21 protein-coding genes are annotated in these 26,061 nt (G+C 65.5%); 12 read left to right on the top strand and 9 right to left on the bottom strand.

Annotation, left to right across the window (positions count from 1 at the left end; genetic code table 11):
- Positions 1 to 105: 105 nt before the first annotated feature.
- Positions 106 to 1,914, bottom strand: a complete 1,809-nt coding sequence (locus AC3CD9_RS06805) for an AMP-dependent synthetase/ligase (protein ID WP_488366918.1) — start codon at positions 1,912 to 1,914, stop codon at positions 106 to 108.
- Positions 1,915 to 2,103: 189 nt separating this feature from the next.
- Here AC3CD9_RS06805 and leuS point away from each other — a divergent pair, with 189 nt between their 5' ends.
- A complete protein-coding gene (gene leuS / locus AC3CD9_RS06800) occupies positions 2,104 to 5,019 on the top strand; it encodes a leucine--tRNA ligase (RefSeq protein ID WP_488366917.1) in 2,916 nt (971 codons plus the stop codon).
- A gap of 96 nt (positions 5,020 to 5,115) precedes the next feature.
- The gene (gene nadE / locus AC3CD9_RS06795; protein WP_488366916.1) at positions 5,116 to 5,949 is read left to right on the top strand and encodes an NAD(+) synthase; all 834 of its coding nucleotides are present in this window, start codon (positions 5,116 to 5,118) and stop codon (positions 5,947 to 5,949) included.
- Positions 5,950 to 6,037: 88 nt separating this feature from the next.
- On the opposite strand, the gene AC3CD9_RS06790 is transcribed toward nadE, so the two are convergent.
- Positions 6,038 to 6,754 (bottom strand): hypothetical protein, encoded by a 717-nt coding sequence (locus AC3CD9_RS06790; RefSeq protein WP_488366915.1) that lies wholly within the window; start codon positions 6,752 to 6,754, stop codon positions 6,038 to 6,040.
- Positions 6,755 to 6,849: 95 nt separating this feature from the next.
- On the opposite strand from AC3CD9_RS06790, the gene AC3CD9_RS06785 reads away from it, so the two are divergent.
- The 5 genes from AC3CD9_RS06785 (at position 6,850) to holA (ending at position 13,459) form a co-directional block, all read left to right on the top strand.
- Positions 6,850 to 8,157 (top strand): UDP-glucose dehydrogenase family protein, encoded by a 1,308-nt coding sequence (locus AC3CD9_RS06785; RefSeq protein ID WP_488366914.1) that lies wholly within the window; start codon positions 6,850 to 6,852, stop codon positions 8,155 to 8,157.
- A complete protein-coding gene (locus tag AC3CD9_RS06780; RefSeq protein ID WP_488366913.1) occupies positions 8,154 to 9,029 on the top strand; it encodes a DegV family protein in 876 nt (291 codons plus the stop codon). The genes AC3CD9_RS06785 and AC3CD9_RS06780 overlap by 4 nt, the downstream gene beginning before the upstream one ends.
- 127 nt (positions 9,030 to 9,156) lie before the next feature.
- Positions 9,157 to 10,092 (top strand): ComEA family DNA-binding protein, encoded by a 936-nt coding sequence (locus AC3CD9_RS06775; RefSeq protein ID WP_488366912.1) that lies wholly within the window; start codon positions 9,157 to 9,159, stop codon positions 10,090 to 10,092.
- Between the two features lie 124 nt (positions 10,093 to 10,216).
- Positions 10,217 to 12,415 carry a ComEC/Rec2 family competence protein gene (locus AC3CD9_RS06770; RefSeq protein WP_488366911.1) on the top strand — a complete coding sequence of 733 codons (2,199 nt, stop codon included), beginning with the start codon at positions 10,217 to 10,219 and terminating at the stop codon, positions 12,413 to 12,415.
- Between the two features lie 60 nt (positions 12,416 to 12,475).
- Complete coding sequence (holA, locus tag AC3CD9_RS06765; RefSeq protein ID WP_488366910.1) at positions 12,476 to 13,459, top strand: DNA polymerase III subunit delta; 984 nt, start codon at positions 12,476 to 12,478, stop codon at positions 13,457 to 13,459.
- Positions 13,460 to 13,530: 71 nt separating this feature from the next.
- Here holA and AC3CD9_RS06760 read toward each other — a convergent pair whose 3' ends face one another.
- The 4 genes from AC3CD9_RS06760 to AC3CD9_RS06745 form a co-directional block, all read right to left on the bottom strand.
- Positions 13,531 to 14,598, bottom strand: coding sequence for an IS110 family RNA-guided transposase (locus AC3CD9_RS06760; RefSeq protein ID WP_488364469.1), 1,068 nt, complete (start codon positions 14,596 to 14,598; stop codon positions 13,531 to 13,533).
- A gap of 377 nt (positions 14,599 to 14,975) precedes the next feature.
- Positions 14,976 to 15,236 (bottom strand): 30S ribosomal protein S20, encoded by a 261-nt coding sequence (gene rpsT, locus AC3CD9_RS06755; RefSeq protein WP_139467376.1) that lies wholly within the window; start codon positions 15,234 to 15,236, stop codon positions 14,976 to 14,978.
- 245 nt (positions 15,237 to 15,481) lie between these two features.
- On the bottom strand, positions 15,482 to 16,096 hold the full coding sequence (locus tag AC3CD9_RS06750; RefSeq protein ID WP_488366909.1) for a type II toxin-antitoxin system PemK/MazF family toxin: 615 nt from the start codon (positions 16,094 to 16,096) through the stop codon (positions 15,482 to 15,484).
- A 58-nt stretch (positions 16,097 to 16,154) separates the two neighbouring features.
- Complete coding sequence (locus tag AC3CD9_RS06745) at positions 16,155 to 16,919, bottom strand: endonuclease/exonuclease/phosphatase family protein (protein ID WP_488366908.1); 765 nt, start codon at positions 16,917 to 16,919, stop codon at positions 16,155 to 16,157.
- Positions 16,920 to 17,081: 162 nt separating this feature from the next.
- Here AC3CD9_RS06745 and lepA point away from each other — a divergent pair, with 162 nt between their 5' ends.
- Both lepA and hemW read left to right on the top strand, forming a co-directional pair.
- Positions 17,082 to 18,950 (top strand): translation elongation factor 4, encoded by a 1,869-nt coding sequence (gene lepA, locus AC3CD9_RS06740; protein WP_101547210.1) that lies wholly within the window; start codon positions 17,082 to 17,084, stop codon positions 18,948 to 18,950.
- On the top strand, positions 18,951 to 20,180 hold the full coding sequence (gene hemW / locus AC3CD9_RS06735; protein ID WP_488366907.1) for a radical SAM family heme chaperone HemW: 1,230 nt from the start codon (positions 18,951 to 18,953) through the stop codon (positions 20,178 to 20,180). It abuts the gene before it with no gap.
- Positions 20,181 to 20,267: 87 nt separating this feature from the next.
- Here the strand turns inward: hemW and AC3CD9_RS06730 are convergent, their stop codons facing one another.
- From AC3CD9_RS06730 to AC3CD9_RS06720, 3 genes are all read right to left on the bottom strand, one after another.
- Positions 20,268 to 21,038 carry a DUF4870 domain-containing protein gene (locus AC3CD9_RS06730; protein WP_488366906.1) on the bottom strand — a complete coding sequence of 257 codons (771 nt, stop codon included), beginning with the start codon at positions 21,036 to 21,038 and terminating at the stop codon, positions 20,268 to 20,270.
- An 85-nt stretch (positions 21,039 to 21,123) separates the two neighbouring features.
- Positions 21,124 to 21,816 carry a DUF4870 domain-containing protein gene (locus AC3CD9_RS06725; protein WP_488366905.1) on the bottom strand — a complete coding sequence of 231 codons (693 nt, stop codon included), beginning with the start codon at positions 21,814 to 21,816 and terminating at the stop codon, positions 21,124 to 21,126.
- A 164-nt stretch (positions 21,817 to 21,980) separates the two neighbouring features.
- Positions 21,981 to 22,844 (bottom strand): DUF3097 family protein, encoded by an 864-nt coding sequence (locus AC3CD9_RS06720; RefSeq protein ID WP_488366903.1) that lies wholly within the window; start codon positions 22,842 to 22,844, stop codon positions 21,981 to 21,983.
- Between the two features lie 160 nt (positions 22,845 to 23,004).
- Between AC3CD9_RS06720 and hrcA the strand changes: the two genes are divergently transcribed.
- The 3 genes from hrcA to AC3CD9_RS06705 all read left to right on the top strand — a co-directional run bounded on the left by hrcA (position 23,005) and on the right by AC3CD9_RS06705 (position 26,041).
- Positions 23,005 to 24,045, top strand: a complete 1,041-nt coding sequence (gene hrcA, locus AC3CD9_RS06715; protein ID WP_488366902.1) for a heat-inducible transcriptional repressor HrcA — start codon at positions 23,005 to 23,007, stop codon at positions 24,043 to 24,045.
- Positions 24,046 to 24,167: 122 nt separating this feature from the next.
- A complete protein-coding gene (gene dnaJ / locus AC3CD9_RS06710) occupies positions 24,168 to 25,283 on the top strand; it encodes a molecular chaperone DnaJ (protein WP_488366901.1) in 1,116 nt (371 codons plus the stop codon).
- Entirely contained in the window at positions 25,280 to 26,041 is a 762-nt protein-coding gene (locus tag AC3CD9_RS06705) for a 16S rRNA (uracil(1498)-N(3))-methyltransferase (protein ID WP_488366900.1), read from the top strand. The genes dnaJ and AC3CD9_RS06705 overlap by 4 nt, the downstream gene beginning before the upstream one ends.
- Positions 26,042 to 26,061: the final 20 nt, after the last annotated feature.

Here is a 26,061-nt window from a genome sequence, read left to right as displayed (position 1 = left end):
GAGGCGGGACGACGACGGCCCGGGACGGACCGTTCGAGTCCGTGCCCGGGCCGTACCCCGCAGGCTGAGTTCAGAGACTGTGCCCCAGCCGGCAGCGGCTGTGCGTCAGCCGGCGTAGAGCGCGTCGATCTCGGCGGCGAAGTCCTTATTGATGAGGTGGCGCTTGACCGACTGCTTGGCAGAGAGGTAGCCGTTCTCCTCGCTGAGCTCGATCGGCAGGATTGTGAACTTCTTGACCCCTTCGGCCCGCGAGACGGTCTTATTCATCTGGTCGACGGCCTTGGCCACTTCGGCCTGGACCGCATCGTCCTCGGAGGCCTCGCGCAGACTCATCTGCGGCAGATCGTGGTTCTTCAGCCAGCCCGGCAGCATCTCCGAATCGAGGAAGATCAGCGCCGAGACGAACTTGCGGTTCTCGCCGACGAGCACCGGCTGGCCGATGATCGGGTGGCGACGCAGCACATCCTCGAGCGGAGCCGGGGCGACGTTCTTGCCGCTGGAGGTCACGATGATCTCCTTCTTGCGGCCGTTGATCGTGAGGTACCCGTCGTCATCGAGTGAGCCGAGGTCACCGGTGCCGAACCAGCCGTCGTGGAACTCCTTGGCCGTGGCCTCGGGGTTGTTCCAGTACTCGCGGAAGACCGGCACGCCCTTGGCCAGGATCTCACCGTCGGGAGCGATCGCCACCGAGACGCCCGGCAGCGGCACGCCGACGGTTCCGATCTTCGACTTCTCCGGAATGTTGACGGTGATCGGAGCCGTGGTCTCAGTGAGTCCGTAGCCTTCGAGGACGATGATGCCCAGTCCGCGGAAGAAGTGGCCGAGATGCGAGCCGAGCGCACCGCCGCCGGAGACCGCATGCGTGACGTTGTCGCCCATGACCGCGCGCAGCTTCGAATAGACCAGCTTGTCGAACAGGGCGTGCTGGAGTTTGAGGCCGGTCGGCACCTTGCCGGTGTCGAGTGCCTTCGAATAGGCGACGGCGACCTGCTCGGCACGGCGGAAGATCTTTTCCTTGCCGCCTGCCTGAGCGGTCGCCAGCGCGGAATTGAAGACCTTCTCGAAGACCCGGGGCACGCCGAGGATGAACGAGGGACGGAAGCTGCCCATGGCGTCGGTGAGCTTCGTCAGGTCCGACTGGTGCGCCAGCAGAGCACCATTGCTGATGGCCAGGACCTCGATGAACCGCGCGAAGACGTGGGCCTGCGGCAGGAACAGCAGGCAGCGCATCTTCGTGTCGAGGACGCTGGGGATCTGGTGGCGCGCGGCCTGGGACGTCTGCACGAAGTTCGCGTGGGTGAGCACACAGCCCTTGGGCTTTCCGGTGGTGCCGGAGGTGTAGATGATCGTGGCCACGGATTCGGAGCCGACCTGCGAACGGGCTGCTTCGAGGTCCTCATCGGTGACGGCCTTGCCGGCTTCGGTGAGATCGGCGAAAGCGCCTTCGTCCCAGACCCGCAGGGCCGGCTCTTCCCGTCCGGCGGCCTCGGCCGCCGCCCGCACCCGATCGGCATGCTCGCGTGAGGCGACGAGCCCACGAGCGACATCGGCGTCGGTGAGCATCCAGCTGAGCTGGCTCTCCGAAGAGGTGTCGTAGAACGGCACGGAGATTCCGCCGGCGTACCAGATGGCATAGTCGCTGAGCGTCCACTCGTAGGAGGTGGGGCCGAAGATCGCGATCCGGTCACCGACTCCCACGCCCAAGGCGATGAGCCCCTTCGCGGCCGCCTTGACCTCAGCGAGGAATTCGGCCGCGGTCAGTTCGTTCCAACCTTCCCCGTCGGGCTTGGCGACCAGAGGGCGGCTGGGGTTCTCAGCGACTGTGCTGAGGAAGATATCGGTGGTCGACGAGGCGGTATCGACCTCGAAACCGACGACGGGTGTTGACGACTGCGGCATGGTCGTTGAGCTCATGAGTCTCCTTCGAGGACGTAAGTTACTGCTCGGTTATCTTACAGTTCGGCCTGGTCTCAGTGAAATCGATCACGTTTGCCGAGATAACCGGCGTCCGCTGACCTGTGAGCAGTCTAACCAAGTCGAATCAGGGGGCGTTCAGAGTACGATGGTCAGAACCCGCTCACGTCTGTTCTGCGAAGGAAGGTAATGACGACGAACCCTGAGGAGACCGGTTTCCGCTATGATGCGGCGCTGGCCGAAAAGATCGAGAAGTCTTGGCAGCGCACTTGGGAGGAATCGGGCACGTTCCACACCCCGAACCCCACCGGAGACCTCGGCGAGCTCGACTCCCAGGATGCTTCGTCGCCCTACGGTCCGCCGGCCGACCTCAGCGAGCGCGAGTCCCTGTACATCATGGACATGTTCCCGTACCCCTCCGGTGTGGGACTGCATGTCGGCCACCCGCTGGGCTACCTCGGCACCGACGTCTACGGCCGCTACCAGCGGATGCGCGGACACAACGTCATGCACGCCCTGTCCTACGACGCCTTCGGACTGCCCGCCGATCTCTACGCGGTGCAGACCGGTCAGCACCCGCGCATCACCACCGATGCCAATATCGCGAACATGACCGAGCAGCTGCGTCGCCTGGGGCTGGCCCACGATGTGCGCCGTCGCTTCGCCACGACCGACGACGAATTCGTCAAATGGACGCAGTGGATCTTCCTGCAGATCTTCAACTCCTGGTACGACACCGAGGCGACCACCCCCGATGGCGAGGCCAAAGGCGCGGCTCGACCGATCGACACGCTCATCGAGCAGTTCGCCTCCGGTGCCCGCCCCACACCCGATGGTCGCGCCTGGTCGGAGCTGAGCCCGGCGGAGCGCGAGAACGTCCTGCAGGGCTACCGCCTCGCCTACGTCTCCGAATCCCCGGTCAACTGGTGCCCAGGGCTGGGCACCGTGCTGGCCAATGAAGAGGTCACCGCCGAGGGTCTGTCCGAGCGCGGGAACTACCCGGTCTTCACCCGCCGACTGCGCCAGTGGAACATGCGCATCACGGCGTACGCCGACCGCCTCATCGACGACCTCGACGTGCTGGACTGGCCGCATGCGATCCACGCCATGCAGGTCAATTGGATCGGTCGGTCGAAGGGCGCCCTGCTGCGCCTGCCCATCGCCGGCGACGATGCTTGCGACATCGAGGTCTACACCACTCGCCCGGACACTCTGTTCGGTGCCACGTACCTCGTCCTCAGTCCCGAACATCCGCAGGTCGCCGACCTGACCGCTGAGGTCTGGGATGAGTCCACCCCCGAGTCCTGGCGCGGGGGAGAGGCCACCCCCGCCGAGGCGATCGCCGCCTACCAGCGTGCCGCTGCGGCCAAGACCGACGCCGACCGGCAGCAGAGCCGGGAGAAGACCGGCATCTTCACCGGCTCCTATGCGCTCAACCCGGCCACCGGGGCACAGGTTCCGATCTTCATCGCCGACTATGTGCTCATGGGATACGGCACCGGAGCGATCATGGCCGTGCCGGCCGAAGACGCCCGTGACTGGGACTTCGCAAAGGCGTTCGGGCTGCCCTATATCCGCACCGTGCAGCCTCCGGCCGACCACGACGAGGACGCGCCGTTCACCGGCACCGGCGTGATGATCAACTCGGCCAACGCCGAGATCGACATCAACGGCCTCGAGATCGACGCGGCGAAGGCCCGGATCACCGAATGGCTGGCCGGAAAAGGACTGGCCACCGAGTCCACCCAGTACCGTCTGCGCGACTGGCTGTTCTCTCGCCAGCGCTACTGGGGCGAACCGTTCCCGATCGTCTACGACGAGAACGGCACCCCGATTGCTCTGCCCGACGAGATGCTGCCCGTTCAGCTGCCCGAAGTCGACGATTTCGCACCGCGGACCTACGCGCCCGACGATGCCGACAGCCGTCCCGAACCGGCGCTGAGCCGGAATCAGGAATGGACGAGCATCGAGCTCGACCTCGGCGACGGTCCGAAGACCTACCAGCGTGAGACGAATACGATGCCCAACTGGGCCGGATCGTCGTGGTACCAGCTGCGCTACGCGGATCCGCACAATGACGAGCGCCTCGTCGACCCCGCCAACGAGAAGTACTGGCTGGGCCCGCGGGCCTCGAAACCGCGCGGTGGCGCCGACCTCTACGTCGGTGGGCAGGAGCACGCTGTGCTGCACCTGCTCTACGCCCGCTTCTGGCATAAGATCCTCTTCGACCTCGGGCACATCTCCTCGTCCGAGCCGTTCCACCGTCTGGTCAACCAGGGATATATCCAGGCCTATGCCTACACCGATTCCCGCGGCGTCTACGTTCCCGCCGCCGAGGTGGAGGAGAGGACCGAATCGAACGGTGAGCTGACGTTCTGGTACAACGGCGAACAGGTCAACCGGGAGTACGGAAAGATCGGCAAATCGCTGAAGAACTCCGTCATGCCCGACGAGATGTACGACGCCTTCGGTGCCGACACCTTCCGCGTCTACGAGATGTCGATGGGCCCGCTGGAACAGGACCGTCCCTGGGACACCCGCGCCGTCGTCGGCGCACAGCGTTTCCTGCAGCGCGTGTGGCGGCTCTTCGTCGACGAGACCACCGGCGAGTCCGTGGTCGCAGACGGTGAGGCCGACGCCGAATCGCTCAAGGTCCTCCACCAGGTCATCGACGGTGTGCGCGAAGACATGGACCATCTGCGGTTCAACACCGCGATCTCCAAACTCATCGTGCTCACCAACCATGCCACCAAACAGGGCGGTGCGACCCGAGACGTCCTCGAACCGCTGACGATCATGCTCGCGCCCTTCGCCCCGCACCTGGCCGAAGAGCTGTGGTCACGTCTCGGGCACGAGTCGACGGTCACCTATGCGGCCTTCCCCGAGGCGGACCCGAATCACCTCGTCGCCGAGACCGTGACCTGCGTGGTCCAGGTCAAGGGCAAGGTGCGCGCACGGCTCGAGGTGGCCCCGGACATCACCGCAGAAGAGCTCGAGAAACTGGCTCTCGAATCGCCGAACGCCGTCAAGGCCCTCGGCGGCGCCGGAGTGCGCAAGGTGATCGTGCGAGCCCCCAAGCTCGTCAACATCGTCCCCGACGCCTGAGACCCGGCCGATACTTCGCCGTAACACGGCATCTGGGAGACTGCATGAGTGCAGGCGCCGAACGGCGCTTCGCCCCCGACTACGACTGGTGAGAGCATGACGAACGACAGAGTCCAAGACGAGATTCGGCACGCCCTCGGCGTGCGACCGCAGATCGACCCGGCGACGGAGATCGCCCGCCGTGTCGAGTTCCTCGTCGACTATGTGCTCACCACCGGGGTCAGAGGTCTCGTGCTCGGCATCAGCGGCGGGCAGGACTCCACACTGGCCGGCAGGCTCTGCCAGCTGGCGGTGGAGGACCTGCGCCGCCGCGGGGCCGATGCAGAGTTCTGGGCCGTGCGCCTGCCACATCATGTGCAGACCGATGAGTCAGATGCCCAGGATGCTCTGTCGTTCATCGCCGCCGACCATGAGCTGGCGATCAACATCGGTGCCGCCACGAATGCGGCCGCCGAGGAGTATGAGAAGGCCACCGGAGAGCCGATCACCGATTTCGGCAAGGGCAACGTCAAGGCCCGGATGCGGATGATCGCGCAGTTCGAGCTGGCTGGAGAGAAGAAGGCCCTCGTCGTCGGCACGGACCACGCCGCCGAGGCGGTCACCGGGTTCTTCACGAAGTTCGGCGACGGCGCGGCCGACGTCATCCCCCTGGCAGGTCTGAACAAACGACAGGGACGGGAACTGCTGCGCCACCTCGGCGCTCCCGAACATCTCATCGTCAAGGTCCCCACCGCGGATCTGCTCGATGACGAACCCGGGCAGACGGACGAATCGTCGCTGGGTCTGACCTATGACCAGATCGATGACTTCCTCGAGGGGAAGGAGATCGAGCCTGCGGCCGCCTCGGCGCTCATCGAGAAGTACCGCCGCTCAGAGCACAAACGCCGCACACCCGTGGCTCCGGTCGATTCCTGGTGGATCCGGCACTGAGCCGAGCAGATGAACCCTGGCAGACAGATGAGGGCCCTCAATCTCTGAGGGCCCTCATCTGCTATCGAACGTCGTCTGTCGAACGATGTCAGTCGTTGAACGGCGGGGTGCCTGAGACGAGTCCGAGTTCGAGTGCTGTCTGGTTGAACTCCCACCGGGAGGAGACGAAGTCGTCGCTGAGGCGTTCGCCCCGGCTCTGAGCCTCGGTGTAACCGCGCCAGCCGTCCTTGCGGGCATCGCCGGGACGGATCTCACGAGTGCCGGCATCATCGGGGGAGACCTGGGTCTCCTCCTTCACCCAGATCGACAGCCCCTCGGCTGCCCGATAGAGGTTCATGAACGCGGTGTGCGAACGGGGGTTGTCGAAGCTGGCCTTCTTGAACTCGGCACAGAAGGTGGTGAGCGGTTCGAGTTCGTCGACGGCGACGGTGGCGAAGGTCGCATCGAGTCGCAGGGATTGGACGAGGCCCGACGAATCCGGGATGAGCTCGAGGATGCGACGGGCGCGACGCTCATCGGGAAGCAGCTCGACCTTGTCCTCCACCGGGGTCAGTCCGAGAGTGTCCATCCGACCGCGTTCGACGCTGAGCTGCTGGCGCAGTGCGTCGATCTGCTGTTGGGCACGTCGCCATTCGCCGTGGAACATCAGCAGTGCGGCGATCACGCCGAGGCACAGCACGAGTCCGATGACCCAGGCTGCAGAGTGCAGCCCGGGAATGGCGAAGGCGATGATGCCGAGCACGGTGAGCACCGCAAACGTCACAGCCGCCGGTGAGTTGGTGAGGAAATCAAGGAAACGCTTCACAATTCCAAGCCTACTGTTTCAACCTCCACATATCGTGCAACCGGGTGGCATATAGTGTGGTCGAAAACGCATGCCAATACCCAGGAGAGCTCGGTTTGAAGATTTCAGTCATCGGTTGCGGATATCTGGGCGCGGTCCATGCGGCGGCCATGGCGTCTCTGGGCCATGAGGTCACGGGAGTCGATGTCGACACGGAGAAGGTCGAGGCCCTGACCTCCGGCCGTCCGCCCTTCTACGAACCGGGACTGAGTGAACTCCTCGTGAAGGCTCAGGAGCGCGGAAAACTCGAATTCACCACCGATATCTCCCGCGCCGCCGACGCCACCGTGCACTTCGTGTGTGTAGGCACTCCGCAGAAGCCCGGTGAGTTCGCCGCCGATGTCACTTATGTCGATGCGGCCGTGGAATCGCTGCATCCGCACCTGACTGCGACGTCGGTGGTTGTGGGAAAGTCGACCGTTCCCGTGGGCACCGCCGAGCGTCTGGCCGGAATCATCGCCGACACCGGCGCCGCCATGATGTGGAACCCGGAATTCCTGCGAGAGGGCCATGCCGTCGAAGACACCCTCCACCCGAATCGTCTCGTGTACGGAGTCGCCGACGGTGAGCCGGGGCAGGCCGCGGCCGCAACTCTCGACGAGGTCTACGCCTCGATCCTCGCCGAGGACACGCCCCGGATGATCACGGACTTCGCGACCGCTGAGCTGGTCAAGACCGCCGCGAACTCGTTCCTCGCCACGAAGATCTCATTCATCAACGCCATGGCCGAACTCTGCGAAGCATCGGGAGCCGATGTCACCCAGCTCGCCGATGCGATCGGCATGGATGACCGGATCGGCCGCAAATTCCTCAACGCCGGGCTCGGATTCGGCGGCGGATGCCTGCCCAAGGACATCCGCGCCTTCATGGCCAGGGCCGGAGAGCTCGGCGCCGATCAGGCAGTGGCGTTCCTCAAGGAGATCGACTCGATCAACATGCGCCGTCGTGTGCGGATGGTCGACATCGTCCGCGACGCCCTGGGCGGGTCGTTCATCGGCAAGAAGATCACCATCCTCGGTGCCGCGTTCAAGCCCGACAGCGATGACGTCCGTGACTCGCCGGCCCTGGCCGTGGCCAGGCTCATCGCCACCCAGGGCGGGCTGGTCACCGTCACCGATCCGCAGGCAATCGGCAATGCGCAGAAGTCGTTCCCCGAGCTCGACTACGTCGCCGACACCGCCGAGGCGATCACCGGGGCGCAAGCCGTGCTGCTGCTGACGGAATGGCGCGAATACCGCGACCTCGACCCGGCGGCGACCGCCGAGCTCGTGAGTGGGAAAGTACTCGTCGACGGCCGCAATGTGCTCACTCCCGAACTGTGGCGGGCAGCGGGCTGGACCTACCGAGCCCTGGGCCGTCCATGAGAATCGGGCTGGTCACCGACTCCACGGCGCAGCTCTCCGCGGACGAACGCGAAGCGCTCAGCGAGGCCACCGGCGGTCTCTTCGCCGTGGTGCCGCTGACCGTGCTCATCGGCGGTGTCGCCTTCGCCGACGGTGAGGTCGATGCCGGGCACCTGTGCGCGAAGATGACCGACGGAGTCGAGGTCACCACGTCCATGGCCACCCCGGCTCAGTTCGCCGACGCCTATGCAGGGCTGCGCGAGAACGGCGCCGAAGCCATCATCGTCGTGACCATGTCCGCGGAGCTCTCCGGCACCCGCGATTCCGCGGTCACGGCCGCCGAAGCCGAGGACATCCTCGTCGATGTCGTCGACTCGAGGACCACCTCGGCGGGACTGGCCGGGGCACTGTCCGTGGCCGTGGCCGGGATCCGGCAGGGACTCGACGTCGAATCGATCGCCGGAACCATCGCCGACTGGTGCGCGGCCGAGACCCGTTCCGTGTTCGCCCCCGGCAGCCTCGAACACCTGCGCCGAGGCGGCCGGATCGGCGCCGCGTCGTCCTTGCTCGGCCGGGCCCTGCAGATCGTCCCCGTGCTCGGACTCAGCGCCGGAGTCGTCGTCCCGCTCGCCCGGGTGCGCACTCGCACCAAAGCCCTGGAGAAGATCGTCGCCCTGACCGCGCAGGCCGCCGCCGAGGTGGCCGACCCCGAGGACACCGTGCACGTCGAGGTCCAGAACGCCGAAGGGGAGATGGACACAGCGGATGCCGAGCTGTTGAGCTCACGGCTGCGCGAGCTCGGATTCGACTCGTCGTTCAGGACGCTGTCGACGATCATCACCGCACACGTCGGCCCCGGTACGGTCGGTGTGACCGTGCAGACCACACCCTGACTCATACATTCCCGCCTGAGGATTCTCGGGTGACTTGACCACCTCCGTCCTGTGGACGCAGAAGCTCTGTCCACAGGCGACGATTCTGCCCTGGCCGCTGCGTGCCGGCGCTCCCTAACCTCGGACCATGGCTGTGTCTCCGGATGATCGTTTCGCCGGCCTCCTGGGCGCCAGTGCCGAGCGCGGCGGTTGGGTGCCGGGCGACATCTATACCGCCGACACCGCCGGTGAGGAAGAACCTGTCGAGCCCCGTCGAGTGCGCCTGCCCGTGCTGGCAGCTCTCGGCATCGCCACGGTCGGAATCCTCGTTCTCGCCTTCTTCCTCTTCCGCCCTGCTCCACAGCATTCGCCCGTGGGCGGCGGTGACGATCCCGGCCAAGGTGCAGGAGCCGGTCAGTCGCCTGCCGCGACCAGCGAGGGAGGTGAAACGGGCGAAGCCGGTGAGGGAACGGCGGGAACAGCCGCAGGACAGGAAGGAGCCGCCTCGGCGAAGTCGGCGAATGCGAACGGGGAGGTGATCGTCCATATCACCGGGGCGGTCAACGACCCCTCCGTCGTCACGCTGAAGGCGGGCGCGCGGGTCCAAGACGCCGTCGAAGCCGCTGGAGGACTGAGCGCCGGGGCCGACGGCGAAGCGGTGAACCTGGCGCGCGTGCTTGCCGACGGTGAGCAGATCCACATCCCGACAGAAGGCGAAGAACCGGCGGCTGACGGCGGCGGTGCCGAGGCGAACGGGACCGGGGCGAACGGGACCGGTCAGGACGGAACCGGTCCGGGTGGCAGTGGGGGAGCGGGCGCGGGAGGAGGAGGCGGTTCGCCGGGAACCGCAGATTCATCCGCCGAGGCGAACGGCGGGGCACCCGGTCAGGCGGGGAAGGTCGACCTCAACACCGCCGATGCCACCACCCTGGAGACTCTGCCCGGGGTCGGACCCGTCACAGCCGAGGCAATCATCAGCCACCGCACCCAGCAGCCGTTCGCGAGCGTCGATGATCTGCTGCTCGTCAAAGGCATCGGGCCGAAGACCTTCGAAAGCCTCAAAGACCTTGTCACCGTCGGCTGACCCGGACCCCGCAGCCGCGTACTCACGGCTGCGAACGAGGCGGTCTCGGCGGCAGGCGTGGGAGCGCAGACTGATTGCCCTGCGACATGGGTGCGCGTCTGCGGTTGCCTGGGTGCGGGAGCGGGTGGCGCTGTGGCCGGGCTCCGTCCGTCTCCTCTGCTGTGCCGCCGGCCTCTGGGCCAGCGCACTCCTGTCACCGGAGCCGTGGGTGCTCTTCGGCGTTCCCGTGCTCGGACTCCTCGGGATCGTGATCCTGCGACGGCACCACCACCTCGGTGTCGGTGTGCTCGTCTTCACCTGTCTGCTGACGATCCAGATCACCGCCCTGGCCGCCGCCCACGGACCGGATGATGAGGCCGAGACCACGGGGCTCGTCGTCGGCCACAGCGAACCCGGAGCGTCCGGCTGGACGCGCCTGACGCTGCTCACCCCCACCGGATTCACTCACGTGCTCAGTCCCGAAATCGCTGCCGACGGAGCGACCGTGCGGATGCGCACTCAGCGCCTCGACGATATCCGTTCGACCGATACGGAACCACAGCTGCTCGAAGCACCGAACCGACTGTGGCAGTGGCGTGAGCGGCTGCGCACCGAACTGCGCATCGATTCTCTCGCCGCCGGCAACGACGGCGGACGGCTGCTGCCCGGACTCGTCGTCGGTGACACCTCGCCCCAGGACGACCGAATGGTCGACGATATGCGGGTCGTCTCCCTCACCCACGTCTCGGCCGTGTCGGGCAGCAACGTCACGATCGTCAGCCTCGGTGCCGGACTGCTCGCCGGAGCCTGCCGAGCCGGCCCACGGCTGCGCGTGAGCATCGGAGTGCTCACCTGCCTCGGCTATGTCTTCATCGTCGGATTCGAACCCAGCGCCATCCGGGCCGCCGGAATGGCGATTGCGGCGGCACTCGTGTTTCTGCGCGGCGGTGGGATCTCCCCGGTCGCGGTCATGTGCTCGACCGCGAGCCTGCTGCTCGCCTTCGTGCCGGTGTTGGCCACCTCGGTGGGGTTCGTCCTGTCCGTGGTCTCCACCGCCGCGATCATGTTCGTCGTCCCGATCCTGCTGCGTCGTCTCGCCGTGCACCTGCCGCTGCTGCCCACGGTGCTCGTGACCGCGCTCATCGTGCCCTTCGTCGCCCAGCTCGCGTGCACCCCGGTGCTCGTGGCGATCGACCCGCGCATCGGACTGTGGTCGGTGGCTGCCAACGCCGCGGCCGCACCGGCGGTCATGCCGGCGACGGTGGCGGGCTTCCTCAGCCTCGTGGCCACCGGCATCGCGACGACAGGTCTGCCCGGAGCCGACTTCGCCTCTGCCCTGCTGGCGTGGATCGGGTCCTTCCCGGCCTGGGGGATCGTCCTCGTCGCCCGAGTCTGCGCCGCACTGCCGGGGGCGGCAATGGACTGGCCGGTGCCGCCGCTCGGAACGCTGCTGGCGCTCGGTCTGCTCGGCCTCGCCGTGGCCGGTACGTGGATGCTCGTGCGGCGTCGCCTCTGGGGTCTGCCCGTCCTCGTCGTGTGCTGCCTGCTCACGGCCGCCGTCATCGTCACGGTGCGGGCGAAGCCGCCTGCAGCGGACTGGCTGGTGCTCGTCTGCGATGTCGGTCAGGGTTCGGCTGCCATCATCAACCTCGGTGATGGTCGGGGCCTTGTCGTCGATACGGGGCGTGAGCCGAAACCCATCGACACCTGCCTCGACGAATCCGGGATCGAGGAATTCGATCTGTTCGTCTCCCACTTCGACGCCGACCATTTCGCCGGCTATGCGGGCACGACGTGGGGCCGCAAGGTTGACCGGCTGTTCGTCTCCGCGAACGTCGCGACCTCTCCCGAGGCCCGGCGCGTGATCGCTGACACCGGTGCCGAGCTGGTTCCCACCCACCGTGGTCAGATGCTGAGCTTCGAGGCGGCGAGTCTGGAGGTGCTGTGGCCGCCCCTGCGCTCGGTTCCTGCGGCAGAGGACGAGGAGCTGCGCAACGAAGACTCCCTGGTGGTGCGGGTCGAACAAGAAGGTCTGAGCACTCTCCTGCCCGGCGACGTCGGCGCCGAGGAGCAGTATGTGCTCGCCCAACAGGTGCGGCCAGTGGATGTGCTCGTCGCACCGCACCATGGTTCCTCCGATCTGGCACCCGAATTCTTCGCGGCCGCGGCTCCCGGCCTCGGCATCGTCTCGGTGGGGGAGAACAGCTACGGGCATCCGAGTGAGAAGTCACTGCGCTCCTTCGGCCCCGTGCCCGTGCTGCGCACCGATCACTGCGGTTCGGTTGCGCTCTACGCCCAGAGGCGATTCAGCACGGGGCACAGGTGTCCGGAGGACAAGGGATGAGACGGCGGGTGTCGGTCCGCCTTGCCGGTCATGTCGGGCAGCCGCGATAGGCTGGGGTCCATGGCAGTGAAGAAGACCCTGATCCCGTGGAGCTCGGCGAAACCCGCCCCTGTCGTCATGATCTCCGGTGGCGAATCGGTGCTCGTGCGCATGGCCAAGGACCGCATCGTATCGGCCGCCCGGAAACAGGATCCCGAAGAGATCGAATTCGACGCTGCCGGATACCAGGCCGGCGAGTTGGCGATGGCGGCTTCACCGTCTCTGTTCTCTGCTTCGAAGCTCATCGTCGTCGATGCCGTCGAGAAGTGCTCGGAGGATTTCCTGGCTGACGCTTTGGCCTATCTGGACGCTCCGAACGATGACGCCGTCGTGGTGCTGCTGCACGCCGGCGGCAATCGGGGAGCGAAGCTCATCAAGAAACTCGACTCCGCGGGCTTTCCCCGGATCGACGCGGCGGTGCTGAAGAACGAAAGCGATCGGGCGAAGTTCGCGCAGACACGGTTCAAGACCGCGAAGCGGCGCATCGACGAAGCGGGAATGGCCGCGCTCATGTCGGCGCTGGGCTCCGATCTCGCCGAACTCAATGCCGGAGTCGACCAGCTCATCGAAGACACCGAGGGCACGATCACCGCCGAGGTCGTCGACCAGTACTACGGCGGTCGGGTCGAAGCCACCGGCTTCAAGGTCGCCGATGCGGCAGTCGCCGGAGACGCGAAGAACGCACTCAGTCTGCTCAGGCATGCCCTGTCGACCGGGTCGGATCCGGTCCCGCTGGTGGCGGCAGTCGCGATGAAGCTGCGCGGTATGGCGAAGGTGCAGGGGTTCTCCGGCACCAGCGGCGAGCTGGCCTCCGAGTTGAAGATGGCTCCGTGGCAGGTCGATCGGGCGCGCCGGGAGGTGAGGCGGTGGAACGAGGTGGCGCTCGGCCAGTCGCTCATCGCCGCAGCCGAGGCCGATGCGGCCGTCAAGGGCGGGGGACGCGACCCCGTCTACGCCGTCGAATGGTTCGTCTCAGAAGTCGCCCGCCTAGCCAAAACCCGCTAATTACTACCTGACGGCGGCCCAGCAACCTCGCGCGAGGTTGCTGGGCCGCCGTCAGGATCCTTCTATGTCTGTCAAGCGGCCTGGCCGATCGGTTTCGTGGCCTCGAGAATCCGATAAACAGAACGAGCCACGTGACGCTTCATGCACCGGATCGTCTCCTTCTTCGTCTTCCCCTCACCAAGCCGTTTAGCCATGTATGCCTGGGACTTCTCCTGGTGAGAAAGCCGCGTGATGGCCACCATGTACAACGCAGAATTCAACCGCCGATCGCCACTGCGGTTAAGCCTAAACCTCACCACGTTCCCCGACGACGCCGGTATCGGGCAGACCCCCGCCAACTTCGCGAACGCTGCCTCGGAACGCACCCGCCCATGATGCGACCAGGCCAGGTAGAACACAGCCGCGGTGATCGGCCCGATCCCCGGCTCAGCCAGCAACACCGCAGCTGGACTGTCCTTGACCATCGCCCCGATCCGGGTGGCGTAGTCCTTGATGTCCGCCTCGAGTTCGATGACGCGTTTGGCTAACCGGATGGCTTCCCGACGAGCCTCGGTCAGTTCCACAGCCTCGTTCCTGAGCCGCCACTTCGCCACCGTCTGGATCTTCACGACCGACAGTTTCCGACGCGCATCCATACCGAGGTCATGAGTCCGCAACAGCGCGGTGAGTGCGTTGATGGTGCGTGTCTTCTCCTGGGTCATGGACTCCCGCGCTTTGACCAGGATCCGCAGTCCCTGGCGCGGCCCATCAGCCTGCCGGGGAAACCGCAGCCGTGACTCGTCCAAAGGCAGGACCGTGCCAGCGATCCGTCGGGCATCGATCTGGTCGTCTTTGCCCGTGGCGTGCCGGTCGCGAGCATTCATGCTGGCGGCCTCGGCGACCGTATAGCCTGCGTCGGCGACATGGTCGGCCAGGATCGCCCCGTAAGTGCCGATGCCCTCGATGACCCACAGGGTATCGAGGTCGCCGCGAGTACGGCGGCCAGCCCACGCCAGGGCCCGTTTCAGGCCAGCTTTCGTGGTCGGGAATGCGGCCGTGTCGACGTGCTCGCCAGTGTTGGTCAGCACGCTGTAGACGTGGTTCTTCGCGTGGGTGTCGACGCCAACGACAAACGCGTATAAATGCGAGATGATAGTCATGACGGTTCGTGACTCTCCTGTGTCAGAGCGGATGAGGTCCGACCGTCAAAGCGGTCGGCTCCGGTCCGGGAGATAGTCACGTCGAAACACTACTGTGATGAGTCACGTTCGGTCAGGAACGGACAACCTTCTGATCAAGTTATCGATGTGGGCCGAGCCGGTGCCGACCGCCCACCAATCATCAGACAGATCCCGACGAGGACATCGTTCGAGTCAGTAGCAATAAGAGTCATGATGATCGATGGGACGGTCAGTTCCTACTCTGCCAGCCAGTCCCAGACCAGCCACCATCAATACTCACAGTAGCAATAGGGGAAGAGAACGGGGTCCGAACCGTGTGGTTCGGACCCCGTGAAGCTATAGCCTCAGTCGTGCGCTCAGAGAGCGTTGATCTGCGTGGCCAGGCGCGACTTGCGGTTCGCAGCGTTGTTCTTGTGCAGAACACCCTTCGAAACAGCCTTGTCGAGCTTGCGGGCAGCCACAGCATAAGCCTGCTGTGCCTCTTCCTTGTTGCCGGCAGCAATGTTCTCGCGAACGACGCGGACGTAGGACCGAACCTCGGACCGGACAGCCTTGTTGCGCTGACGAGCCTTTTCGTTGGTCTTGATCCGCTTGATCTGGGACTTGATATTAGCCAATTTCAACACTCTTTCGTGTTAGTGGTACATGGTCGTGAGGGCGCATCGAACCGACATGATCATCTCCGCGGGGAAACACATCGACGACATCGAATCCGACGGCGTCTTCACCCGACCTCGGCGAGACACACGCCTTGATGAAGACACAATCACCTATGATACAGGCTCTCGTCCCGGGCTGGAAATCCCTGCGCGCCCAGCAGAGCAGGGAAGATGCTGGCTCCGCTCGGCTGGTCTGCCGGGGCTCAGCCGGAGATGTGCCCGGCCACCCGGTCGAAGACGTCGCGGGGCATGATCGCGCCTTCCCTGCGGATTGAATCGGGATCGAGCCGGATGATGCGATCGAGGCGGAGCTCCGAGGGCCGACCCTGCGAATCCCAGTCCCCGGTGCCGATGTTCATCCACTTCGCGTGCCGGTCCTGCCGGACCTCGCCGACGCCGCCGGGGATGTGATCCTTGCTGGTGAGCATGAGCGCGAGCACCCATCGGCCGTCACGTCCGACGACGAGGGACGGTCGATCCTTGCCCTGCGAGTGGTCCTCCTCGAAGGGGACCCACCCCCAGACGACTTCGCCTGGATCGGCGCCGCCGTCGAGGTCGGGGGAGTAGCTGACCGTGATCGAGCCCGTGTAGTCGCCGGGATACGCACCGGATCCGCCCTGGCCGCTCGAGGCGGAACGATCGGCAGAACCCGCCGAGGCGGCACCTCCACCGCCGGACCGTGCCGGATTCGGCCGGCTGGCATCCGTTGGCTGCGATGCGCCTCCGGAGTTCTTCTTCGACTGCGATTGGCGCAGGTAGCGCAGCCCTTCGCGGACACCGATTCTCGCGGCCCGATTGACCAGTGATCTCCAATTCATATGTCCAGCCTAAACGAGCCGGCTGGCACAGGCTGCAAAGAACTGTGTGCCGTCACGGTCACGAGAATTCGAGGACCGCCTCGACGGGGAAATGGTCGGAAGGGTACTTCCCGTCGACCTCGAACGTGTCGATGCGCGTGGACAGTGTACGCACGCCCGGGGTTGTGAGGATCCAGTCGATGCGCGGCTCGCCTGCCTTCGGACCCTTGTAGCGGTGGAAGGTGCCGATGTCTTCACCGGGAACCTCGGCCGCGGTGTCGGTGAGGCCGAGCTCAGTACAGAAGAAGTCGTAGACCGGGGAGCCGGTGGCGACGTTGAAGTCGCCGGTGACCACGCAGGGATGGGCCGCCTCGGCGATGGTCTCGGCCATGATCCGACCGGACTCGAGACGGGCGCGCTCGGACTTGTGATCGAGGTGGGTGTTGAGCACACGCAGACGTCGGTCGGATTCGAAGTCACGGACATCGACTGTCGTCAGGGTGCGCGCATGCGAGACTCCCCACGATTCCGAGGCCACGGTGTCGGGCTGTTCGGACAGCCAGCTGATGTCCACCGCTTCCACGTCGAAGCGCTTCGAATCGAGGATCACGGCTGTGAACTCGCCGGAGTTGCCACCGGAGTGGCCCTCTCCGAGCCAGATGTACTCCTCGGGCAGCAGGCTGATGAGCGTCTCGAGCTGGTCGAGTTCGCCCTCCTGGGTGCCGATGAGGTGCGGACGTGCACGCCGGATGAGGTCGGCAGCGATGGGCAGTCGCTCGGACACCGGATGACCGTCCATCGCGGGATAGCGGAGGTTGAAGCTCATGACCCGGAATTCGCTCATGAGACCATCTTCCCCGATCGGCACCGTTCGGCGAGGGCGAATCGCGAAAGACACGGACGATCACGACCTGCTTTCCCGTGGATTCCAGGTCCGCGCGCAAGTCATGAAACAATGGGGGATCCGGTCTGTCTGGGGACCTGGTCTGTCAAAGAAAGGGCGTTCATGTCACCTCAGGTGAATAAGGAAGCTGCAAAGCGGATCTCACCGTCTGCCACCTCACCCGAGCTGATTCGCAATTTCTGCATCATCGCTCATATCGACCACGGCAAATCGACCCTGGCCGACCGCATGCTCCAGATGACCGGCGTCGTCGAGAACCGCGATATGCGTGCCCAGTACCTCGACCGGATGGACATCGAACGCGAACGCGGAATCACCATCAAATCCCAGGCTGTGCGCATGCCGTGGGAACACGAGGACACCCCGTACGCGCTCAACATGATCGACACTCCCGGCCACGTCGACTTCAGCTATGAGGTCTCGCGGTCCCTGGCCGCCTGCGAGGGTGCCCTGCTGCTCGTCGACTCCGCTCAGGGCATCGAAGCCCAGACGCTGGCCAACCTGTACCTGGCCATGGAGAACGATCTGACGATCATTCCCGTGCTCAACAAGATCGATCTGCCGGCTGCACAGCCGGAGAAGTACGCCGAAGAGCTCGCCAACCTCATCGGCTGCGAACCCGAGGACTGCCTGCTCGTGTCCGGCAAGACCGGCGAAGGCGTCGAGGAGGTCCTCGACCGCATCATCACCGATATCCCCGCGCCCGTCGGCGATGCCGATGCCCCGGCCCGCGCGATGATCTTCGACTCCGTCTACGACACCTACCGCGGTGTGGTCACCTATGTCCGCGTCATCGACGGCTCTCTGTCCCCGCGCGAGAAGATCGAGATGATGTCGACCGGCACCACCCATGAGCTGCTGGAGATCGGCGCTTCCATGCCCGAGCCCAAGGCGACGAAGGGGCTGGGCGTCGGTGAGGTCGGCTACCTCATCACCGGTGTCAAGGATGTGCGCCTGTCGAAGGTCGGCGACACCGTCACCGCCGCCGCAGGGCCCGCAACAGAGGCCCTCGGCGGTTACCGGGAGCCCAAACCGATGGTGTTCTCCGGACTCTTCCCGATCGACGGGTCCGATTACCCGGTGCTGCGCGACGCGCTGGACAAGCTCAAACTCAACGACGCCTCTCTCGCCTACGAACCCGAGACCTCGACGGCGCTGGGCTTCGGCTTCCGCTGCGGATTCCTCGGTCTCCTCCACCTCGAAGTCCTGCGCGACCGCCTGGAACGGGAGTTCGATCTCGACCTCATCTCCACCGCCCCGTCCGTGATCTACGACGTGACCATGGAAGACGGTTCGGAGACCGTGGTGACGAACCCGAGCGAGTACCCGACGGGCAAGATCAAGGAAGTCCGCGAACCGATGGTGCAGGCGACCATCCTCACCCCCAGCGACTACATCGGCGCGGTCATGGAACTGTGCCAGGATCGCCGCGGCAAACTCCAGGGCATGGACTACCTGTCCTCGGATCGTGTGGAGATCCGCTATCGCCTGCCGCTGGCCGAGATCGTCTTCGACTTCTTCGATCAGCTGAAGTCCCGGACCAAGGGCTACGCCTCCCTCGACTACTCCGATGACGGCCAGGACGCCTCCGACCTCGTCAAGGTCGACATCCTGCTGCACGGCGACCAGGTCGATGCGTTCTCCGCGATCGTCCACCGCGACAACGCCTACTCCTACGGTGTGGCGATGGCCGGGAAGCTGCGCAAGCTCATCCCGCGTCAGCAGTTCGAGGTGCCCATCCAGGCGGCCATCGGCTCACGCATCATCGCCCGCGAGACCATCCGCGCCATCCGCAAGGACGTCCTTTCGAAGTGCTACGGCGGCGATATCAGCCGTAAGCGCAAGCTGCTCGAGAAGCAGAAGGAAGGCAAGAAGCGGATGAAGATGGTCGGCACCGTCGAGGTTCCGCAGGAGGCGTTCATCGCGGCCCTGTCCTCCGACGAGCCGGAGACGAAGGACAGCAAGAAGTAAGTGCCCGCACAACCGACCGGTGAAGTCCCTCCGCGCGACGGTTCGCTGCCGACATCGGTGGGGATCGGGGCCGCCGAGCGGGGGCTGAGCCTCTACATCCACGTCCCGTACTGCCGGGTCCGCTGCGGCTATTGTGACTTCAACACCTATACCGCCGACGACCTCGGCCCGGGCGCGCCCCGCGAGGACTACCGCAGCAATCTCGCCCGTGAGCTCGATCTGTCCGTGTCCACCCTCGCCGAGGCGGGGGCCGGCGACCGTGAGGTCTCGACGATCTTCTTCGGCGGGGGCACCCCGACCTTGCTCGCAGCGGATGTGCTCGCCGCGGTGATGGACGATGTCCGCGCCCGCTTCCGCCTGGCCGAGAATGTCGAAGTCACCACCGAAGCCAACCCCGACACCTTGGACCCCGCCTACATCGCGACCCTCGCCGGAGCCGGTTTCAACCGCATCTCCATGGGCATGCAGTCGGCCGTGCCGCACGTGCTCGCGACCTTGGACCGCACCCACGATCCGGAGAAGATCCCCGAGGTGGCCCGCTGGGTCAAGAACGCCGACCTCGAACTCAGCCTGGACCTCATCTACGGCACCCCGGGGGAGTCGATCGACGATTGGCGTCGTTCTCTCGACGTGGCCCTGTCCAACGAGGTCGATCACATCTCGGCATATTCCCTCATCGTCGAGCCGGGAACGAAGATGGGCGCGATGGTTCGCCGCGGCGAACTGCCGATGCCTGATGAGGATGACCTGGCCGACAAATACGAGATCGCCGACGCAGCGATCTCCGCTGCCGGTCTGCACTGGTACGAAGTGAGCAACTGGTCGACCGGTCCCGAGACCCGCTGTGAGCACAATATGGCCTATTGGCGCAATGCCGACTGGTGGGGATTCGGGCCCGGTGCCCACTCACACGTCGGAGGTGTGCGATTCTGGAATGCCAAGCACCCCCGTGCCTGGGCCGATCGGCTGTTGGCGGGGGAGTCCCCGTCGATCGGTCGTGAGGTCCTCGACGATCAGACCCGGGAGATCGAACGGATCATGCTGGCGGCCAGGATCGACCGCGAGCTGCGTCTGGATTCTCTGGCCTCAGGCAGCGAGCAGGCGATCAGAACCTTCGTCAGGCAGGATCTGCTCGACGCCGATGGCGCCGCGGCCGGCTGGTTCCAACCGACTCTGCAGGGACGTCTCATGGCCGACTATATGGTGCGCATCCTCACCGAATATGTATGAATGAGACTCGCCCCGCCATTCGGGAACGAGTGGCGGGGCGAGCTGCTCAGCGAATCTGCCGGGGTGAGGCTGTCACTGCGCGTCAGATCACTTGATCCAGTTCGGGGTCATCGGAATGCGGTAGCCTTCACCGCGATTGGCCGCCATGCCGGCGATGATCTCGATGACGATCATGTAGATCGAGAGCACCGGCAGGAGCAGGAGGATGAGGAAGCCGATTCCGACGATCGTGAGGATTCCGCCGATCAGCCCGATGCCGAACCCCGCGATGACGCCGATGATCAGCAGGTTCAGCGACTGTGCGCCATGATGGCGGAGGAACGGCGACTTGTCCTTGTTGATGATGAAGAGGATGAGCGTGACGATCCAGCCGACACCGACGACGTAGGTGGCGGCGTGTGCGAGGTGCGACCACAGTGCGGTCGTCCGCTCGCTCTGATCGGCGTTCCAGAAGCCGAGCGAATTGGGGCCGTAGGCCGCATCCGGCAGTTCGGCCCCCATGGGCACTCCGGCGGCAGCCGACTGCGCCGAGGATGCTCCCTGGAATCCGTAACCGGGCTGAGGGTGTCCCTGCGGAGCGCTGTAGGCCTGCTGAGATCCGTAGGCCGGATTCTGCTGCTGAGATCCGTACGGCTGCTGGGCGCCACCCGCCTGCTGTGAACCGTAGCCCGGCTGGGAACCATACTGCTGCTGAGGGGTCTGCGGCTGTGAGCCGTACTGGGCCTGACCACTCTGCTGCGGCTGCGAACCCTGCTGTGGCTGCTGGGTGTACGGCTGCTGCGAGCCCGACTGCGGGGAATAGTTCGGAGGCATCGGCTGTGACTGTCCGTTGTTCGGCTGCTGGGGGTTGTCCGACATGAGAGTCCCTTCAGAGTGTGCGATCACTCCACACTAACCCAGAGAGTCCGGGTTGACCCGGAGCGTCCGGGGCGAGCGGGAATGGTCATTTTACGAAATTGATGGTGAGCGGGAACTTGTAGCCCTCGCCCTTGTTCGCGGCGACGGCCGCGATGATGTAGAAGACGCAGTAGACGAGCGGGACGATGAACGCCGCATACATGACGATGATGCCGATCCCGAAGGTCACCAGTGCCAGGATGAAACCGACGAAGCCGAAGACGAAGAGCGCACCGAAGGTGACGATCGTGTTCGTGATCATCGCGTTGAGACCCTGACGTGAGTGCTCGCGGACGAACGGCGATTCGTCCTTCTTCACAAGGAACATGATGAGCGGCATGAAGCCGAAGATGAGCGAGCCGAGGTGGGTCCACAGTGCCGTGGTCCGGTCGGGTTCGTGGGCCATCCAGAACTGCTCGGAGCCGGGTCCGTAGGCCTGCTCCGGCAGGGAGCGGGAGTCGAACATCGCCGGGTTGTGCATCTGCGGCATACCGTAGCCCGGCTGCGCGCCATATCCCGGCTGGCCCCCGTAGCCCGGCTGACCGCTGTATCCCGGCTGAGCGCCGAACGCCTGCTGCGAACCATACCCCGACTGCCCACCGTAGCCCGGCTGACCGCTGTGCGTCTGCGGCTGAGAATACTGTTGGCTCTGCGGCGCGTAGTGCTGCTGCGGACCAGAGGCCTGAGAGTAGTTCGGCGGCATCGGCCGGCTGCCCGGCTGCTCGGGGTGATACGACATGGGGATCCTTTCGAGAAACGCTTGCCATTCACACTAGCCGAGCCAAGTGTCCCGATGATGTCGGGAAAGCCTCACTCCTGTGACAGATTCGGCACACGCCGTCGGCACATGCCGACAGATCCGCGTGACCACGACGCTCCACCGCGCCGCACGACCGAAGTCACTCAGCCGACGGTGACGAAGTCGATGAGCTCCTCGACTCGACCCGACAGCGTCGGTTCGACATCGGCGATGGTGCTCACCTTCCCGAGGATGCGCACCCACCCGCGGGCAACGTCCCGATGGTCAGCATGCGGCCATCCGATGCGACGGAGGATTCCCGACTTCCAATCCTCACCGCGAGGGACGACCGGCCATTCGCGGATGCCGACGACATGGGGTTTCACCGCTTGCCAGATATCGACGTACGGGTGACCGATGATGTGGACGACATCGCGGTAGCGCGGATCGGCACGGACCGCCTCGGCGATCTTCGATTCCTTGGTCCCACTCACCAGATGGTCGGCGAGGACACCGACTCGATGGTCCCGATCCGGACCGAAGGCCTCGAGCTTGTCGGCGACATCATCGAGACCGCCCAGGGGTTCGACGACGACGCCTTCGATGCGCAGATCATCGCCCCAGATCTTCTCGACGAGTTCGGCGTCGTGCTTGCCCTCGACCCAGATCCGCGACCCACGAGCCACCCGAGCCTTCGCGCCGACCACGGCGCGAGACCCCGACGCCGTCCTGCCGGGCTGCTGCGCCTTCTTCTTCGGCAGCTGCACATCGACGGGCCGGCCCTCGAGGAGGAAGCCCGGTCCCAGGGGAAAGGCACGCACCTTGCCGACGCGATCTTCGAGCTTGACGACGACACCGGCCGTGGTCTTCTCCGCGCCGACGACAGCACCCACATAGCCGCTCATCGCATCTTCGAGAACCATGCCCAGGCCGAGCTCGACCTGGCGGGACTTCTTCGGACGGTGCGATGACGGGGAGGAGCCGGAGAGCACATCGGGGCCATATCGATCAAAAGCATTCACGGGCACCCACCATAATCAAGGACGGTCCCGCAGTCGTGCAGACCCGCAGGTCACCCCAGAAATGAATTCCGGGAACGAGAGGCGTAGAATTGGCACTCAGGCTCACAGAGTGCCAAGCGCAGGCACGGGACCGCGATGGATCGGCGAGACGGAGAGGAGATCCGCGATGAACGACAGCAGACGTGCACAGGTGCTGCGCGCCATCGTCGAGGACTTCGTCGCCACCAACGAACCCGTGGGATCGAAGGCGATCGTCCAGCGCCACACCCTCGGCGTCTCTCCCGCCACGATCCGCAACGATATGGCCGCGCTCGAACAAGAGGGCTATATAGCCCAGCCCCACACCTCTGCCGGACGGATCCCCACCGACCTCGGCTACCGGATGTTCGTCGACCGGATCGATGAGTTCAAACCGCTGACCACCGCCGAGCGGCGCGCGATCTTCCAACTCATCGACGGCGACGTCGATCTCGACGAGATGCTCGACCGCACCGTCCGCGTCCTCTCCGGCCTCACCCGACAGGTCGCGCTCATCCAATACCCGACGGTGTCGCGGGCGCGCATCAAGCACATCGAGATCGTCGGACTCGGACCCGGCCGGATCCTCGTCGTCCTCATCACCGACGCCGGCCAGGTCGAGCAGAAGACCGTGATCGTCCCGAGCCCGCTCGACGAAGACGCCGTCCGCGGACTGCGCGACCAGATCAACGCCGAATTCGCCGGACGCACACTCGCGCAGGTCTTCGGATCGGCCCCCGCCGCCGAGGCGACCGCCACCGAACCGAGTGAGCCGGCCGCTCGTGACGACTCCGGACTCAAACAGGTCAGGGCCGCCGTCGTCGACCTCGTCGCCGCGACGCGGGAAGAGCGCATCATCATGGCCGGCACAGCGAACCTCGCCCGCTCCGGAAGCGAATTCGGAGAGAAGATGGCCCCGATCCTCGAAGCGTTCGAAGAACAGGTCGTCCTGCTCAAGCTGCTCACCTCGATGGCCGAAGACCACGAGGAGATCAGCGTGCGCATCGGGCGTGAGAATACTCACGAATCATTCAGCTCGACTTCCGTCGTCGCCGCCGAATATGGTCATGACGCGGGTTCCTCGGCCAGACTGGCAGTGCTCGGCCCGACCCGAATGGACTATCCGACGACGATCTCGGCAGTCCGTGCCGTCGCCAAATACGTGTCCTCGATCCTCGACCAAGGGTAGGCCCCTTGACGGCGAACAGGGACGCCCGCAGGCGGGAAGCGCAGAACCGGTGAGCACCGCGCAAGGGCGCAGCCACCACCACGAACAGAGAAGACCACTACGTCAGGGAGAGAGAAGTTTCTGTGGCCGATCACTATGAAACACTCGGAGTGTCCAAAGACGCTTCCGCGGCTGAGATCAAGTCGTCGTACCGGAAGCTGGCACGCAAGTACCACCCGGACGTCAATCCCGGTCACGAAGACGAATTCAAAGCCATCTCACTGGCCTACGATGTGCTCTCCGACCCGGAGAAGCGCCGCAACTACGATATGGGCGGCGGCGAGAACGGTCAGGGCTTCCCGGCTGGTGGAGGATTCGGCGGATTCGGCGACATCTTCGAGACCTTCTTCGGCGGTGGCGGCGGTCAGGCCGGAGGCCCGATCCCGCGCACCCAGCGCGGCAAGGATGCCCTCGTCGGCGTCAATATCGACCTGAAGACCGCGGCCTTCGGCGGCACCGTCGACCTCGACGTCACCACTGCGGTCGTCTGCGACACCTGTTCGGGCGCCGGCACGCAGGAAGGCACGAAGATCGAGACCTGCTCGCTGTGCCACGGAGCCGGCAGCGTCCAGCGCATGACCCGGACCCTGCTGGGGCAGATGGTCACGAACCAGACCTGCAACTCCTGCCACGGCTTCGGCACCGTCATCCCGAACCCCTGCCTCAACTGCCAGGGCGACGGACGCGTGCGCAAACAGCGGACCATGAAGATCCGGATCCCCGCCGGCGTCTCCGACGGCACCCGCATCCAGCTGAGCAGCCAGGGTGAGGTCGGCCCCGGAGGTGGACCCGCCGGTGACCTGTTCGTCGAGGTCATGGTCACCCGCCACGAGGTCTTCCAGCGCGACGGCGACAACCTCCGGGCCGCCGTCTCCGTGCCGATGACCGCAGCGACGTTGGGCGCGACCATCCCGTTCGAGACCTTCGACGGCACCCAGGACCTCACCATCGCCGCCGGCACCCAGTCCGGCACCATCGTCAAACTTCCGGGACTCGGAGCGTCCCGCCTGCGTTCGGAGACCCGCGGCGACCTGCTCATCACCGTCGACGTCCTCACCCCGGACAAACTCGACGACGAACAGCGCGAACTGCTCGAGAAACTCGCCGAACTGCGCGGAGAAGAGACACCGCGCGCCCAGATCTCGACCGAGAACCGCGGAATGTTCTCCCGCATGCGTGAGAGGTTCGCCGGTCGGTGAGTCTTCCCGTCTTCCGCTCCGCCACCGCCGCCGAGGCGGTCGTCGGGTCCGCCCTCACCCTCGGTGAGGACGTGGCCGGGCATGCGGTGCGGGTGCGTCGGATCGGTCCCGGCGAGGATATCGACATCGTCGACGGAGAAGGCACACGTGTGCGCGGAACCGTCACGGCCGCCTCGGCGAACGAGCTGACGATCGACGTCGCCGAGGTGGCGGTCGAGGAGCGCACGGGCCCGCGCCTCGTCCTCGTCCAAGCACTGGCTAAGGGCGACCGGGACCTGCAGGCCATCGAAACGGCCACGGAGATCGGCGTCGACGACGTCATTCCCTGGGCCGCCGAACGCTCGATCGCCGACTGGCCGGCCAAGAAGCGGGAGAAGATGGCCGCGAAATGGGAGAACCTCCTCGGCGCGGCCTCCCTGCAGGCCAGACGAGCACGATTTCCCATCCTCCACGACCTCGTCCGCGGAGCCGCCCTGGCCAAGACCCTCAACGACGCCGATGCCGTCTTCGTCCTCCACGAAACCGCTCAGCGCAGGCTCTCCGAAGCACTGAACGACCTGATCGCGAACGACTCGGCACAGCTGCCGGAGCGCATCGTCTTCGTCGTCGGCCCCGAGGGCGGCATCAGCGACGGCGAACTCGCCGCCCTGACCGGCTGTGGAGCAACCCCGGTGCTGCTGGGACCGACGATCCTGCGCTCGTCATCGGCGGGACCCGCCGGCCTCGTCCTGGCCCAGAATTCATTGGGCCGTTGGTGAGGCATCGGACTAGGATGGAA

The sequence above is a fragment of the Brevibacterium sp. MGP-B1 genome, assembly GCF_057766545.1.
The sequence above is the reverse complement of the archived record's forward strand: the minus strand, read 5'-3'. Positions and strand labels throughout refer to the sequence as shown.